Raw genomic sequence first — 13,914 nt, forward strand, 5'->3', positions numbered from 1 at the left:
GAGCAGGGTCGAGGATTCGCGGTGGTCGCCGACGAGGTCAGAACTCTGGCCTCGCGCACACAAAACTCCACTGAAGAGATCCGCCGGATTATCCAAGAGCTGCAACTGGCAACAGGCGACGCCGTCGAGCAAATGAAAACGGGAAAACTGCGCGCGCAGGAGTGCATCGAATCCGCTGATCAGGCCTCTACCAGCCTGGATGCAATCAATGACGGCGTTGAGCAAATCGTAGGAATGAACACCCAGATAGCCAGCGCGGCGGTTCAGCAGCACGCCGTCTCGGAGGATATAAATCGCAATGTGACCGAGATTCGTAACGGTAGCCTTGCATTGATGGAGGGGATAGAGGACAACGCTGTGACTGCGGAAGAACTCTCGCTGCTGGCTGGGCAACTGCGTACTGTCGTTTCGCGTTTCAAGCTGTAACGCGACAGAAGGGGAGCTCAACTTGTTGCCTCCCTCCAGCTTTTGCTTACGCTCCTACCGATAGCGCGTTAACACCCAGCATTTTATAGGGGTCTAAGAGTTGAGTCTTCTCCTTCCTGCGAGTGTCTATTCTCTCGTAACGTGACAATACTAATTACTCAGGAAACTCCCATGTCCAAACTCGCAGAATTCCGCCAGCTAGAAAAACACCTCGCCGAACAGCTCCAAGCTCTCGAAGCCCTCAAGGGGGATGCAGGCCTCAAGAAAGAAATCGAATTCGAAACGAAGCTGCGCGATTTGCTCGCAAAATACGGCTACAGCCTCAAGGACGTGATCAACCTGCTTGATCCGCAAGCCGGTCAACGGGCTCCAGTAGCCGAGTCCAAAGTGGGCAGTCGCAAGCCTCGCCAGTTGAAGGTTTATAAAAACCCTCACACTGGTGAAGTCGTCGAAACCAAGGGTGGTAACCACAAAACGCTTAAAGATTGGAAATCCAAGCACGGCGCCGCGACAGTTGAGTCTTGGCTGAGCAAGTAATCACCTTCTGCAAGGAGGCCCTTATGGGGCCTTCTTGCTCACAATTTTACTGTGCGGGATCAGCTATAACGCTCGTTGACGAGTAATATCAGCAGTCTGATGGTCAGACCGTACATTCATATGGTTGACTTAAATCTTTGGCGATACTCACTTGGAGTTACGCCAAAAAACTTCCAAAATTTCCTTATCAAACTTGCCTCATGTCCCAGTCCCGTCAAGTGTGCGATTTCCTTGAGAGGGCACTCGGTGCTCACCAGCAAGTGACGTACGGCATCAACTCTTAGTTTTTCGACCATCTTGCTCGGGGTCTGCCCTGTTGTTGTCCTGTACCTTCTTATGAAGGTACGCTCGCTCATATGCATTCGCTTGGCAAGCGCCGCGATAGACAAGTCTTCTACAAGGTTTTCATTTACCCATGCATGCAGATCAGAAAAAGTGCAACTTCTGGTTTGCAAATCTAAGCTAGAGCTAAACTGACTCTGGTCACCAGGCCTCTTTAAGAATACGACTAAGTGCTTCGCGACTTTCAAAGCTAAAGCGTGCCCTAAATCAGCTTCAACAAGTGCTAAGGCTAAGTCAATACCTGAGGTGACACCAGCTGACGTCCAAATGCGTCCATCGTTGACAAATATAGGCCCACGACGAAGTAAAACATCTGGATGAGTTTTCTCAAGTTCATCATACGCAGACCAGTGGGTTGTAACTTTGCAGCCTGAGAGCGCTCCGGCTGCGCCTAGTCCAAACACTCCTGTACAAACGGAGACCAGACGCGTCACTTTCTCAACGTGAGCCTTAAATACAGCGCTAAATTGGGGATGTTTACAGAATTCGTATATGCCTAACCCACCAGGAACGATTAGCGTATGTGGGGCTAGTGAGCTCTCATCTAGAAGGGCGGTGTGGATATAGGTATCAGGAAGCAAAGCGGCTACGCTATCAAGCGAAACCATCGATAGATGGTAGGGCGGAGCTTTCGGATCTGAAAAATAGTTGGCTGTTGAAAATACTTCTAGAGGGCCGGCCAGGTCGATCAAATTAGCTTGGGCAAAAGCGATGAACTGAATCGTTTTAGTTAGCATTCAGCGGATTCCTGCGCACCTATGTAGTGCGCATGAATCCATTTTTGGCGTGAATCGTCAACCTGTTGTCATTTTTTTCGGACGAAATGATAGCGTATTATGATCACATCGCCACCTTCCTTGAGCCAACGTTAGATTGCAAAAACGGATTCTTTTAACAGTGTTATCGGTTTTAGACACGCATATGATCTGGATTGCGCGTAAATACATCTTCAAAGCGAGGGATAGTTAGCCATAAAATTTTGGTTCAGCTTCAGCGCGCTCGTCGTCATGGAAGACAAGAAAATAATAATTTCATGATAGTCAACGAACTCTGCTGGTTTCCTATAATGCCTAAATTAAAAAAATATATAGAAGCAACACAAAAATGCGAAGAACTTACCATGCAGATGGTAGAAGATGTAGGTGGGATTGTTTTTTCAGTGCGGGCGCTTGAGCATACCTTTTTGCTCGCTAATCTTGAGGTGGAAAAAGCTGCGCAACTCGACGTAAGTGATACCAATAAAACTACCTCGTTGCCTTCCTATATGCTTGCTAGAGAGTTGAAGAAACTGAATTTTTCACTTGAAGCATTGAAAACGTCTATTAAGCGTAACATCGGCGAAAGCCTTAGTTATCTCAATTCACTTACAGCCAATCTCGAAATGGAGATTCCGGATGACCCGGATGATCCGCTTTGGGAGGCATTTCGTGACTATAAGAAAGTGTTGATTAAAAGTGTCCGAACCTTGAAGAAGCTTGATGATGAATTATTTAATGCGGAAATTAGTCTTGTCGACGAATCGTGACGAAGCGCACTAGCATGCGAGCTACTTCCGTATCGCAGTAAAATTAGTTAAGGTTATTGCCTAGCGCAATAATATGCATTATTTCTATTAAAATACTTGTCCAGGCTAGCTAGCTTGTGATGAAAGACGACTGTCGGAGTCGCTATGAATTTCAAGAATTTAGGTATTTCAACTAAAGCTACTTTATGTTTCGGAAGTATCACTGCCATTCTCATTTTCTTAGGTGTTTTCGCTTACGTGCAGCTATCTCACTTAAGGGCCGCCGGACAACAGTTAGCAGAAAATGCTTTGCCGAGTACGCAGACTATCGATGATATCCAAATCTCCTTGCTTAACGCCCGGCTAGAAAGCATCAGGATGCTTGCTAACTCAACAAATGTGGCGGGGAAAAGCGCCGCCGAAGCTAAAGTCCAACATTCGGTGCAAATATTAGAAGAGCGTAGCGATTACTATCGTAAGAACCTCATGGCTGGTGAGAAGGATCGGGAGCAATTCGAGGCTGCAGATCAAGCAATGAAGATTTATATTGCAGGGCTTGCGCAATTGTCAAAGCTTGACTTGTCTGAGCATGAGCAGGCCTTGATATTTGCTAATTCTACCCAAGCGGATAATGCCAGCTCATTTCAGGAAAAACTTAATGTTATTAGGCAGTTCAATGCCGAACAAGCAAAAGCTTTGGGGGTCGAGGCGGACGTTGTTTATAATGAAAGCGTGAATGTACTTGTTACTATTGTTGTCGTTTCTCTTTTGCTTACTATTGTTTTAGCTATAGCATTGACGCGCAGTATAGTAAAGCCTGTGGGGGACTCGCTCAGGCTTGCTGAGGAAATTGCGTCGGGGGATCTTACGCGGCGTCTTGAAATTACGGGCACAGATGAGGTTTCTAGGCTAATGGTTGCCCTCAATCTTATGTCTAAGAATCTCCAGGACACAGTTTTAGAAATTTCTGAAGCGTCCATCCAGCTGAGTTCAGCTGCAGTCGAAATGACCTCCATAACTGAGGCTGCGGATCGGCATCTTCAGCAACAGAATAGCGAAATTGAACAAGCTGCCACTGCTGTAACAGAAATGACTTCCGCAGTTGAAGAAGTTGCTCGTAACGCAACCTCTACCTCCCAAGCAGCCCAGGAGTCTAGTGAGGCGGCTAAGCTCGGTAATCTCCGTGTTTCCGAAACTTTGTCTGCCGTAGAGACTTTGACAGAGCTCGTGGAAAGCTCCGCCTCTCAGGTGACAGAATTGGCGGGACAGGCGGAAGATATAAGCCAAGTCGTAGGCGTAATCAGAAGTATAGCGGAGCAAACCAACCTGTTGGCTTTAAACGCCGCAATTGAAGCCGCACGCGCAGGCGAACAAGGGAGGGGGTTCGCTGTTGTTGCTGATGAAGTGAGAGCGCTCGCGCATCGAACTCAAATTTCCACCTTGGAAATAGAGAAAATGATAACAGCAATTCAGAGTGGATCCTCAACAACAGTCGATTCAATACGTCGAAGCACTGAAGAAGTTTATAATACTAAAAGGACAGCTGAGGGGGCGGGTCAATCATTGCGGCAGATCACGGATTCCGTTCTTCAAATCAACGAGCGTAACCTACAGATCGCAGTCGCATCGGAGCAACAAGCACACGTCGCTAGAGACGTTGACAGGAGCTTGTTGAGCATTAGATCTTTAGCGATCCAAAGCAGCGAGGGTGCAAATCAAACAATTAAGGCCAGCAATGAACTCAGTCGGCTAGCGGTTAACTTGAACCATCTCGTTCAAAAGTTTAAAGTTTGATATTGGTGCATTTGAAAATACTTTAAGAGCTGCTTTATTGGAATGCGCGTACCAGGCGCGGTACCCTAGGTGAGCCCGCAGCAAAGCCCAGGAGCCGCCGCTGCGTGCTCGCTGATCTTCCAGCCGCCACCAATCACCTCTCTCAACTTGCTCGCACCTAATAAACCCGTGTGTGTCACGATTTCTTACGAAGAGAGGGCTGTCCTATGAACGAAGGATGAATGAAATATTTAAGACTGTAGTATTTGCAAAAGGATTGATAATTGGTGAAGCCACACGCGTATGCAATTTCTTTTGGAGTGAGGGAGTTATCCTCCATGTTTAACATACGCCTCGCTTTTTCCAGTCTCTGCTCTCGCAAAAAGACGATAGGCGTAGTGTTCTTAAATTTCTTAAACCCCATTTGCAGAGAGCGAACGCTAAGGCCTGCATGGGTGGCGACTTCGCACACGGTTAAGTGTGGGTCTACACTGGATGCCATGTATTCTGCAGCCATGTTGATTAAGTGAGGCGTAAGCGTCATGGATCTTTTGGGGCCCAGGATACTCAAAGTGTAATTGTTACGAAAGTTGCAGAGAAAAAAACCTATCAAGCTTTCTTTTAGGCTGTCAGCAACTCTTTTTACAAATATTGGTGATTTTTCCGAAAAATCTAAAATGGTTTCTACGAGTCTTTGGATAGAATTAATCTGCCATCGTTCGCTTGTTCTTTGGTCGAAAAAAATTCTCGATTTAGGGGAGTAGCCTAAGATCAAGGTAAGTTGTTTTGCCATGTCAGCGTTGGAAATATATATCGTTGTGTAGTTTATTCCCTCGGCATAATTCGCGAGAAATATTTCTCTCTGGTCAGCGATTACGAGAGCTCCTCGCTCGACCCTGTGTATTCCATTATGGTTGCGCCATTGCATAAAGCCAGAATGTGGAACTGTAATAGAGAAACCATCCAGTTCGTTCGACGTTCTATATCCCCATCCAGACTGGCTATAAGAAAGACTTACGAATGACGTGCCCATAACACAAATCCTTTTTTCATAGTCTAGCGTCCCGTTCAAACCCGGAGTTATCGACATGAAATTATCGTAGCTTTGGAAGTGCTCTGACGCATCCCCTATGTCATGAAAATGTAGTTTGTTAGCGCCGTAGATATCCATCATTCATTCGTGGTCACAGAAAATTCTATTATAGCTTTTGCCCCGCCCTGCATTCAATTCCGTTTTTATTGCATTTGAATTGATAATCAAAGAAAAGCGCAATACTAAAGAAAAGCGCAGAATTATTTTTGCTTGTTGCTGGTGTTTATAAAAAGTCATATTTATCCTGGTCGCGAGTTGACGGTAGCCCTCTATTTTTAGCCCAATGGCTAGTTGATATTTAGGTGTGGATTGAGCTTGAGGGGTAGAGAGTTATCCATTAGGTTTTGCGCAATAACTATTCATTTCGTTATCATTTACTAAGGGCTGATCATGTTTAATAAAGCACTGAAAAGAAAACTATCCGATTTGGAAGCTAAAAGCAGCGAGCTTAACGAATTGTTTGTGGCTCTTGATCGGTCAACGGCTATCATTGAATTTAATGCAGAGGGAAATGTGGCAAGTGCGAATAATAATTTTTTGCGCTTGTTTGGTTATCATGCTGACGAGATTTTGTGCAAAACGCACAAAGACTTTTGCCTGGCGAGCTTTGGCCGAAGCCCTGAATATCCTTCTTTTTGGCAGAGGCTGCAGTTAGGAGAGTCATTGTCTGGCACCTTTCCTCGGATTACGAAGATTGGTGAAGTTATTTGGATTGAAGCCACTTATAGCCCACTGTTGGGCGCATCTGGGAAAGTCGAAAAAATAATAAAATTCGCCTTTGATGTAACGGAGCAAGTCGCTCGAGATTCAGAATTGCGCGCGAAATTGAATGCGATTGACAGGGCGATGGCAATTATTGAATTTGACACATGTGGAAATATAATATGTGCAAATCAGAACTTTTTAAATGTTGTGGGTTATGATGTGTCCGGATTAAAAGGGAAGCATCATAGTTTGTTTTGTGAGCCGGAGTTGACTCGCACAGAAGGATACATTGATTTTTGGCGACGCCTGAATGCGGGCGATTTTTTTAGCGGCCAATTCAAAAGAATAGCCAAGAGCGGCAAAACGGTCTGGCTGGAGGCAAGTTATAATCCTGTTTACGATCGTGATGGGAAGTTAATCAAGATTATAAAATTTGCTAGCGACATTACCGCTCGCATTGAGAAAATTGGCGAAGATGCCCAAGGTGCATCACGTGCGTACCATATTTCCGCTGAAACTGAGCGAGTTGCAAAACAAGGAGCGCAGGTCATTCACGAGACAGCGATTGAGATGCGCTCAATAGCTGAGAGCATTGGAATATCTGCGCGATTGGTTGGAGAGTTGGGGGATAGATCGGAGCAAATAACGGCTATCGTCAACACTATACGGGGTATCGCTGAACAGACCAACCTACTTGCGCTGAATGCTGCAATCGAGGCAGCACGTGCCGGTGACCAAGGTCGTGGATTTGCGGTAGTGGCGGATGAAGTCAGACAGCTGGCGGGACGTACAAGCCGCTCTACAGCGGAAATTGCAGAAATGATCGGTAGAATTCTTACTGAGACACGCGACGCGGTGGCGAGCATGGTTTCTACGCGCGAACGTGCACAGCGCGGCGTGATGCTGGCTGATCAAGCGGGAGAGGTTATATCCCAAATCCAAAGGGGAACAAGCGATGCGGTTGAGGCGGTGAGCATGTTTGCTTCTGAATGTGACTGAAAGCAATCTATTATAGGTTGAGTTTAGTAGACCCTCTGATAGGGCGTCTCCGGGTGTCAAAAATACTAGCAGGAATTTCTGCGCTTCAGTTGCGAAAGGCTCTCGAGTCGGCTTTTCGACCACTTTCGTGCGATTGTACATTGAGCGCAGATGGCACCCTTACTATCAAACTTTACGAACCTTGTTCTGGTCGTGTGGATCTTCTTGTTACCGCTGTCCGTGGTGATATCCTTGCGTCCAGTTCCGCACTTTCGTCGCTGATCGAAGAGCTGAGCTTTGAGATCGACGCTTGCCGACGTTCGTTCTCTCAGATCGGTAGGAGATAAGTCTTTTTCCATACCCCGACATTCTTTCCGCTCGTGTGCCTTCATCCTGCTCACGGTAAAATATTCATACCGATTTACCCGGAGCGACCGAAATTGTTTGCTAAAAGGCGATAAAGTCGGGTGGGTGACATCCCGTGCTATACTTATGCGTGCCCACCGTGTGTTTGGCACCCATTACTTTCGAGTGAAGTGATTAGATGAGAATGACCTCGTTTGGTAAACTCTAACTTGCATTAATGGACTGATTGAATGCCTCACATATGTTTTTCCAGACTCGAAGGGTCGGGCACGCCAAGCAAGTCCACATCACGTTTTATTTCTGTGCAAAGATCGGATTGCCGCGACGCGCAGCTTCGATCCGATAGCGTTTTTTTGAAACGTACCCAGACGAATACTGCTTTAGCGTCGTGACTCATCACTTTGATGGGCAGCTTTCATCGCTTGCCATCCATGGGTAATCCCTCCACCCGCTCGAAGCGCTGTCGCTAACATGATCGCCTCGGCTACATCTTGCTTCGACGCCCCCGCGCTGATGGCTCGCTTCGCATGGTCGGTAATGCAAGAAGAACACTGTGTAGTCACTGCTACGCCAACAGCGATTAATTCCCGCGTGGCTAAATTCAGGCTACCGACATCCTTGTTGAATACAGCTTTGTCAAAGTTGAAAAATGCCGCGACCATTTCGGGGGCAGCCTCTTGGAGATCTCGCATGAAGTTAGCATCAGCCTGATGGTTGTGCATTTTTGTATACCTTTAAATTCATTATTGGAGCGTGGAATTTGATGCTTGGTGCTGCTTGATTGAGTTCACGGTCATGCGGTGGCCAGACTCAAATACATTAAGCCCACGCTGTGTCAGCTTCCTACCGACCGGCGATGGCGGCTCGTATGCAGCGAGAAAGGCCAGACGCTCAGCCGCACGTTGTGTAAGCCAGTTGGCTGACAATCGCTTTTTCCGCATTTTTCCCAAGTCGGAATTAAGTGCTCTGATAATTCGTCGCTGCAGCCATGTGGCCTTGGGCGGCCCTAACAGATCAAACCCTGCGTACAGCAAGCCGAGGCCCGCTGCGATTCCCAGTCCCGTGGACAGGCATTGATCGACTGCAAATGTCATGTAGTTGCTCGGCTGAACAAGCACAGCCAAGGTGAGGCAGAAACCAAGCCCGTAGGGGGCGAGTGTCGGTGACGTCATGCTCATCAGCCCCAGAAAAAGAGGCGCAGAAAGCACCAGGATCAACATCTCGAAATCGCCCGAACCCTGCGCAAGCGAACTGAGTACAAACAGGATAGCGACAGGGATGGCGATCAAGGCTCCCCCAGTAACTTGGCGGTTGCCACGCGTGGCACTGGGTGTGAGGAGAATGCCTGGGAGAGCAAGACAGGTAGCACGATCATCATGATGAGTGCGGCTTGTTCTCCTGACAGAGTCCATACCCCGATAGCGCTCAGGAAAACAAGTGAGCCCAGGCGGTAGATCTGCCTCGCTCAACGGTGCAGCGCATCGTAGGAGCGCTGGAAGAGCAGGTAATGATTCGGAGTGAAGGAGCCGGAGGAATCAGTCTCGGGGCGGGTTTGTTAAGGCTTGTCGCGAATGCCCATGTCGACCGCATGACTGTCGTTCGCCCTTGGCTGCATAAGCTGAGCGAGGTGGTTCAAGAGACGGTTGTATTTTCGAGGCCTGCCGGCATCCAACTGATCGTTGAAGACCGTGTTGTTGCTGATCGTGAGTTACAGGTGGTGCCACGTCTTGGCCAGTTGGATACCCCGTTGTATGGGACATCTGCTGGACGGGCGCTCTTGGCTCTAGACAAAAATGAGGACTTAAGGCTCTGTTTGCAGCTGAAATCGCTACGAAGCAGGAGACGGCGGTATTGCTGACGCTGCTGAAACAGTTGGACAATATTCGCAAAATCGGGATTTCAAGCGATCACGGTGAACTCATCGAGGGCATCACCACGACAGCTGTCGCGCTGGATACAGTGTTAGGCCGTTTTGCAATCTCAATGCCAATCCCTACATTTCGTTTCGAAAGGGCTCGCGATACCTACATTGAGGAGTTATTGCGTTCCAAGGCTGGAGTGTTCAAAGAGATCGGTATAGTCGGCTAGCGCACAAGCGGGACGATCCTGACAAGGTATAGTCCGTCTGAATCTGAGGCGATGAATGCTTAACTCGTTGCCGGCGCCATCAAATTGCTAGTGCGTTGATGATGAAGGCAAGGGCCCCATGGGGCCCCGCAAAGTCAAGTCGTCGCGCGGTTAGGCCGACAGGTACTCGTCCACCGATTTGACAGTGGCGTAGCCGAACTCAAAGGCTGCCATCATCGTTGCATGTGCATGAGCGGCTGGAACGTTTACACCACCAAATTTGAGATCCAGGGTCGCGCAGGCATCGTGCAGCACAGTAACCGGATAACCCATATCCGCTGCCGCACGTACTACGGCGTCTATGCACATGTGGCTCATCGCGCCTATGACCACGATTTCCTGTACGCCTGAGCCATCCAGCTGCTGCTTTAGATCAGTTTCTCTGAAGGCGTTGATGTGTTTTTTTACGATTACAGTTTCATTACCTTGGGGAGCTACATCTGGTTGAATTTCCGCACCTGTGGATCCCTTTGCAAAGATCGGAGCGCCTTCAGCGGACTCATGCCGTATGTGGAAAACAGGAAATCCCGTATCACGGGCGTGGCTGATCACTCGGATAGCATTCTCGACAGCGGTGTCGATCCCGGTCAAAGGTAGCTTGCCAGTGGGTAGGTATTCGTTTTGCAGATCAACTACTACAAGGCCACGTTTCATGAACGATCTCCGGTCAATTTATCCGAGCTTAGGGAATGGGTGGCGAAGGCTCAGATCGGCAGGTATAGCACCTGCCTTATTCCGAACCCAAAAGGTTTGAGTCAGAACTCCAGTGAAGCGCCATCTTCCGGAATATCGACCCGGCTCTCGATACCTTGCTTTTTGACGTATGTGCGCAGCTCTTCACGAGTCAGGGACATGTGGTTAATTGCGTCCATGTGCACTGCGACGATTTTCGCGTCCTTCGCAGCCTTTGAGGCGCGTAAAACGTCTTCCTCGCCCATGATGATCGATCCCTTATAGCCGGTCATCATTGCTTTCCCGGCATTCAGTACGATGACTTCGGGATGATATTTCTCAATGGTCTGGTCGACCTCTTTACGCCAGACAGTGTCACCGGCCAGGTAAAGGGTCTTGTAGCCTGGAGCTTGAAAAACAACGCCCATTGCTTCGCCAAGAGGCTTCGCTAAAGCGGGTACTGCATACATTTCGTCGGTGCCATGCTGACCACCGGTCTTGGTGATTTTGACGCCGCCGAATTTAGCTTCGTCAGTCAGTACGCGCACATTCTTGAAGCCTTGGGAGCGAATCAACTTCGCATCGTCCTCATGCTGCGTGAACAGAGGGATGTCTTTCGGCAGTGCTTTTTGTGCGGCATCGTCCCAGTGGTCAAGATGCGTATGAGTGACGATGACAGCGTCTACACCAGAGATCACTTTTTCGGGCGACTCAGTCAGATCAACCAAGGGATTGCGCAGGTCACTACGGTAGGTATTTTCAAATCCTGGGTAGGTACCCTTTTTGGACAGCATCGGGTCGATCAGAAAGGTCGTGCCGCCGTAGGAGATTTTTACCGTTGCGTTCCGAACTTGCTGCAAGTCGACTTTATGGGCCGCGTCCGGGGAATTGAGAGTCTCGGAGCTCGCAAATGCCGATGAGGTTGCGGCAGTGCAGGCAAGGCCAAGGGCGATTGGAAGTGTTTTAAAGTTCATCTCGTTAATCCTGTTATTGCATCAGTGACTCCATTCTTGCCCAATACTCTGGGACTCAACAGTGGCCTGAATGACAGATTGCGATATAATCGGGCCATAAAACCTGCGCTGTTCTCGAATGTGAGGCTGACTGATGCAATCCACACGCGTTGCTGTTCTGGCTTTTGACGGAGTCAGCCTGTTTCATCTTTCCGTCCCTGGAATGGTGCTTGGAACAGCTCAATCTGCACCCGGTGAACCTCATTACGAGGTCAGTTACTGTGCAGAGGCTCCGGGAATGGTGATAAGCGACCAGGGCATAGGCTTAGCGGTCGATCATGGCCTGGAACTGATGGAGGCATCCGACGTAATTGTCATTCCGGCGTGGGGTGATCATTCGGTCGCAGCGTCTGCAAAGCTTGTGCAAGCCTTACAACGTGCAAATTTCCAGGAAAAGCTCATCGTCGGGCTATGTCTGGGAGCATTCGTGCTCGGCGATGCCGGGCTTCTTGATGGCAAAGAAGCAACCACTCACTGGGCAGTCAGAGACGAGTTTGGGCGACGGTTCCCAGAAGTTCGTTTCAGGCCTGAAGTGCTCTATGTCAGTGATGGCAACATCATTACCTCTGCAGGAACCGTTGCGGCAATAGATTGTTGCCTTCACTTGGTACGGCAGCGGCTCGGCGCCGATGTAGCGAATCGCACCGCAAAAATGCTGGTGACACCGCCGCACAGGCAGGGCGGCCAAGCTCAATACGTTGAGCATCCTGTGCCGCAGCTATCCAGCGAGACTCACTTGTCTGATGTGCTGGTATGGGCTCGTATGAATTTGGCCAGTGATCTGTCGCTCGACGTAATGGCGGACATGGCGAAAATGAGTAGGCGCACCTTCACTCGTCGATTCAGGGAATCGACTGGCAGTACCGTCTCAAAGTGGTTGAATGCTCAACGCGTTGTCAGAGCGCAGGAGCTGTTAGAAACGACTGACCTGCCTATCGAATGTGTAGCCGGTGAGGCAGGATTTGGAACGCCTTTATCGTTGAGGCAGCAATTCGCTGTGCACCTCGGCACGTCGCCTTCTGAGTATCGGCGAATGTTTTTCCGTGAAAAAAAATTGGAAGAAAAAAATAGCGAACTAGATGTTTTTCCAAGAATCAAGCTCGATATTACGCTTAATATATAAATACTAAGTTAGTATAGTATTCAGTCCGCCGCTTAATGTGAAAAACCTTTCAGAGAAGCGGCTTAAACCGCTCTCGATATTCCTTGGGCGTGACGGAGTATTTTTTTGTAAAGTTACGAATAAACGTTGACTCGTCACCTAGCCCACACTTATTGGCGATTGCTTTGAGTGGCGAGTTTGACGTCACAAGTAAGTGGCAAGCCGTTTCTAGGCGAATCTGCTCGACCATTTTACTCGGCGTGCTACCTGTGACTTCACTATATTTACGTGCAAAAGTTCTTTCACTCATGTTCATAAAATTTGCTAGTGAAGATATCGATAAATCGCTATTAAGATTGCTATTTAGCCAAGCGTGAAGATCTGAGAATTGACTGCTTTTTGACTGTAACGTCAAAGATGAGCTGAACTGATCTTGATCTCCTGGCCGTTTTAAAAAAACAACCAGATGTCGTGCTACTTCGAGTGCAGCAGAATGCCCCAAGTCGGCTTCAACCATTGATAACGCCAAATCGATCCCGGAAGTAACACCCGCTGAAGTCCATAAGTCCCCGTCATTAATAAATATAGGGCCGCGCCTTACGTTTACAAATGGAAAGTCTGTTTCCAATTTGTCATAGGCAGACCAATGAGTAGTAACGTGTCGCCCGTTTAGTTTTCCAGCTCTCGCTAGCGCAAATACCCCCGTGCAAACGGAAACTAGACGCTTTGCATTTTCAGCATGTCTTACAAAATGTGTAAAAAACTTTGGATGATCACAAAATTTGTGGATGCCAGGCCCGCCTGGGACGATCAGCGTGTGCGCTCCCGGTGTTTCCGCTCCCAAAACCGCAGCGTTTAATGAGAAATTAGAGAAAATCTCAGTGGTTCCACTTAAAGAAAGGATCGATAAGGAGTAGGGGGGATGATCCGGGTCTGCAAAGTGGTTAGCCGCAATAAAAACATCCAAAGGGCCTGCTAAGTCGAGAAGGCTAACTTCGGGATAAGTCATGAACTGAACAGATCTTACAAGCATTTGTGTTACACCTTCCGGGAGAGCACCTTGTGGGTTCTGGTGATTTTGGCAGAAATCATCAATTTTTTGTCATGTTTTTAACTTATTTTCGTCTATCGTAACTTTAACCTAGAACGCTGCAGCATAGCCCAATCTCACCTAGGGATAAATTTAGTAACTTGAACATCCTTGTGCGGTGTATTGGTAATTCGCACGGCCTAATTATTTTTTCGATTTGGAGATTGGTTTTATGTCGGGGCTTAT

At 48.2% G+C, this 13,914-nt stretch carries 14 protein-coding genes and 1 pseudogene; 8 read left to right on the forward strand and 7 right to left on the reverse strand.

All coding sequences use genetic code 11. The features are described from left to right. Both PspCFBP13528_RS18530 and PspCFBP13528_RS18535 read left to right on the forward strand, forming a co-directional pair. Positions 1 to 426 (forward strand): annotated as a pseudogene (locus PspCFBP13528_RS18530) (methyl-accepting chemotaxis protein); the annotation flags it as partial. 171 nt (positions 427 to 597) lie between these two features. After that, on the forward strand, positions 598 to 963 hold the full coding sequence (locus PspCFBP13528_RS18535; protein ID WP_012723702.1) for a histone-like nucleoid-structuring protein, MvaT/MvaU family: 366 nt from the start codon (positions 598 to 600) through the stop codon (positions 961 to 963). A 116-nt stretch (positions 964 to 1,079) separates the two neighbouring features. Here PspCFBP13528_RS18535 and PspCFBP13528_RS18540 read toward each other — a convergent pair whose 3' ends face one another. Next, positions 1,080 to 2,042: a helix-turn-helix domain-containing protein gene (locus PspCFBP13528_RS18540; RefSeq protein WP_012723703.1), complete on the reverse strand. Its 963-nt coding sequence runs from the start codon at positions 2,040 to 2,042 to the stop codon at positions 1,080 to 1,082. 329 nt (positions 2,043 to 2,371) lie between these two features. On the opposite strand from PspCFBP13528_RS18540, the gene PspCFBP13528_RS18545 reads away from it, so the two are divergent. Together PspCFBP13528_RS18545 and PspCFBP13528_RS18550 are read left to right on the forward strand one after the other, a co-directional pair. After that, positions 2,372 to 2,830: a hypothetical protein gene (locus PspCFBP13528_RS18545; RefSeq protein ID WP_137201177.1), complete on the forward strand. Its 459-nt coding sequence runs from the start codon at positions 2,372 to 2,374 to the stop codon at positions 2,828 to 2,830. A gap of 144 nt (positions 2,831 to 2,974) precedes the next feature. Then, a complete protein-coding gene (locus tag PspCFBP13528_RS18550; protein ID WP_065945820.1) occupies positions 2,975 to 4,603 on the forward strand; it encodes a methyl-accepting chemotaxis protein in 1,629 nt (542 codons plus the stop codon). 175 nt (positions 4,604 to 4,778) lie between these two features. Here PspCFBP13528_RS18550 and PspCFBP13528_RS18555 read toward each other — a convergent pair whose 3' ends face one another. Beyond that, positions 4,779 to 5,753 (reverse strand): helix-turn-helix domain-containing protein, encoded by a 975-nt coding sequence (locus tag PspCFBP13528_RS18555; RefSeq protein ID WP_137201179.1) that lies wholly within the window; start codon positions 5,751 to 5,753, stop codon positions 4,779 to 4,781. A 312-nt stretch (positions 5,754 to 6,065) separates the two neighbouring features. On the opposite strand from PspCFBP13528_RS18555, the gene PspCFBP13528_RS18560 reads away from it, so the two are divergent. Together PspCFBP13528_RS18560 and PspCFBP13528_RS18565 are read left to right on the forward strand one after the other, a co-directional pair. After that, on the forward strand, positions 6,066 to 7,379 hold the full coding sequence (locus tag PspCFBP13528_RS18560; RefSeq protein ID WP_137201181.1) for a PAS domain-containing methyl-accepting chemotaxis protein: 1,314 nt from the start codon (positions 6,066 to 6,068) through the stop codon (positions 7,377 to 7,379). Between the two features lie 53 nt (positions 7,380 to 7,432). Beyond that, positions 7,433 to 7,705 carry a DUF1652 domain-containing protein gene (locus tag PspCFBP13528_RS18565; protein ID WP_224265959.1) on the forward strand — a complete coding sequence of 91 codons (273 nt, stop codon included), beginning with the start codon at positions 7,433 to 7,435 and terminating at the stop codon, positions 7,703 to 7,705. A gap of 399 nt (positions 7,706 to 8,104) precedes the next feature. Here PspCFBP13528_RS18565 and PspCFBP13528_RS18570 read toward each other — a convergent pair whose 3' ends face one another. Both PspCFBP13528_RS18570 and PspCFBP13528_RS18575 read right to left on the reverse strand, forming a co-directional pair. After that, the gene (locus PspCFBP13528_RS18570) at positions 8,105 to 8,446 is read right to left on the reverse strand and encodes a carboxymuconolactone decarboxylase family protein (protein WP_065945823.1); all 342 of its coding nucleotides are present in this window, start codon (positions 8,444 to 8,446) and stop codon (positions 8,105 to 8,107) included. A 21-nt stretch (positions 8,447 to 8,467) separates the two neighbouring features. Further along, entirely contained in the window at positions 8,468 to 9,136 is a 669-nt protein-coding gene (locus PspCFBP13528_RS18575; RefSeq protein WP_083207114.1) for an FUSC family protein, read from the reverse strand. A gap of 439 nt (positions 9,137 to 9,575) precedes the next feature. Here PspCFBP13528_RS18575 and PspCFBP13528_RS18580 point away from each other — a divergent pair, with 439 nt between their 5' ends. Further along, positions 9,576 to 9,812, forward strand: a complete 237-nt coding sequence (locus tag PspCFBP13528_RS18580) for an IclR family transcriptional regulator C-terminal domain-containing protein (RefSeq protein ID WP_157829727.1) — start codon at positions 9,576 to 9,578, stop codon at positions 9,810 to 9,812. Between the two features lie 150 nt (positions 9,813 to 9,962). On the opposite strand, the gene PspCFBP13528_RS18585 is transcribed toward PspCFBP13528_RS18580, so the two are convergent. Together PspCFBP13528_RS18585 and PspCFBP13528_RS18590 are read right to left on the reverse strand one after the other, a co-directional pair. After that, positions 9,963 to 10,505, reverse strand: coding sequence for a cysteine hydrolase family protein (locus PspCFBP13528_RS18585; protein WP_137201183.1), 543 nt, complete (start codon positions 10,503 to 10,505; stop codon positions 9,963 to 9,965). Positions 10,506 to 10,606: 101 nt separating this feature from the next. Further along, positions 10,607 to 11,497 carry an MBL fold metallo-hydrolase gene (locus PspCFBP13528_RS18590; RefSeq protein WP_065945826.1) on the reverse strand — a complete coding sequence of 297 codons (891 nt, stop codon included), beginning with the start codon at positions 11,495 to 11,497 and terminating at the stop codon, positions 10,607 to 10,609. A gap of 133 nt (positions 11,498 to 11,630) precedes the next feature. Between PspCFBP13528_RS18590 and PspCFBP13528_RS18595 the strand changes: the two genes are divergently transcribed. Beyond that, positions 11,631 to 12,659: a helix-turn-helix domain-containing protein gene (locus PspCFBP13528_RS18595; protein WP_122461178.1), complete on the forward strand. Its 1,029-nt coding sequence runs from the start codon at positions 11,631 to 11,633 to the stop codon at positions 12,657 to 12,659. 49 nt (positions 12,660 to 12,708) lie between these two features. Here the strand turns inward: PspCFBP13528_RS18595 and PspCFBP13528_RS18600 are convergent, their stop codons facing one another. Next, the gene (locus tag PspCFBP13528_RS18600) at positions 12,709 to 13,647 is read right to left on the reverse strand and encodes a helix-turn-helix domain-containing protein (protein ID WP_224265958.1); all 939 of its coding nucleotides are present in this window, start codon (positions 13,645 to 13,647) and stop codon (positions 12,709 to 12,711) included. Positions 13,648 to 13,914 lie beyond the last annotated feature (267 nt).

The organism is Pseudomonas sp. CFBP13528 (assembly GCF_005233615.1).
Taxonomy (GTDB): Bacteria; Pseudomonadota; Gammaproteobacteria; order Pseudomonadales; family Pseudomonadaceae; genus Aquipseudomonas; species Aquipseudomonas fluorescens_AM.

Coding starts and splice junctions, on each gene's coding strand:
- PspCFBP13528_RS18595 (WP_122461178.1), top strand. CDS start 11,631: ATGCAATCCACACGCGTTGCTGTTCTGGCTTTTGACGGAGTCAGCCTG.
- PspCFBP13528_RS18535 (WP_012723702.1), top strand. CDS start 598: ATGTCCAAACTCGCAGAATTCCGCCAGCTAGAAAAACACCTCGCCGAA.
- PspCFBP13528_RS18550 (WP_065945820.1), top strand. CDS start 2,975: ATGAATTTCAAGAATTTAGGTATTTCAACTAAAGCTACTTTATGTTTC.
- PspCFBP13528_RS18540 (WP_012723703.1), bottom strand. CDS start 2,042: ATGCTAACTAAAACGATTCAGTTCATCGCTTTTGCCCAAGCTAATTTG.
- PspCFBP13528_RS18600 (WP_224265958.1), bottom strand. CDS start 13,647: ATGACTTATCCCGAAGTTAGCCTTCTCGACTTAGCAGGCCCTTTGGAT.
- PspCFBP13528_RS18585 (WP_137201183.1), bottom strand. CDS start 10,505: ATGAAACGTGGCCTTGTAGTAGTTGATCTGCAAAACGAATACCTACCC.
- PspCFBP13528_RS18575 (WP_083207114.1), bottom strand. CDS start 9,136: ATGGACTCTGTCAGGAGAACAAGCCGCACTCATCATGATGATCGTGCT.
- PspCFBP13528_RS18570 (WP_065945823.1), bottom strand. CDS start 8,446: ATGCACAACCATCAGGCTGATGCTAACTTCATGCGAGATCTCCAAGAG.
- PspCFBP13528_RS18590 (WP_065945826.1), bottom strand. CDS start 11,497: ATGAACTTTAAAACACTTCCAATCGCCCTTGGCCTTGCCTGCACTGCC.
- PspCFBP13528_RS18560 (WP_137201181.1), top strand. CDS start 6,066: ATGTTTAATAAAGCACTGAAAAGAAAACTATCCGATTTGGAAGCTAAA.
- PspCFBP13528_RS18555 (WP_137201179.1), bottom strand. CDS start 5,753: ATGGATATCTACGGCGCTAACAAACTACATTTTCATGACATAGGGGAT.
- PspCFBP13528_RS18545 (WP_137201177.1), top strand. CDS start 2,372: ATGCCTAAATTAAAAAAATATATAGAAGCAACACAAAAATGCGAAGAA.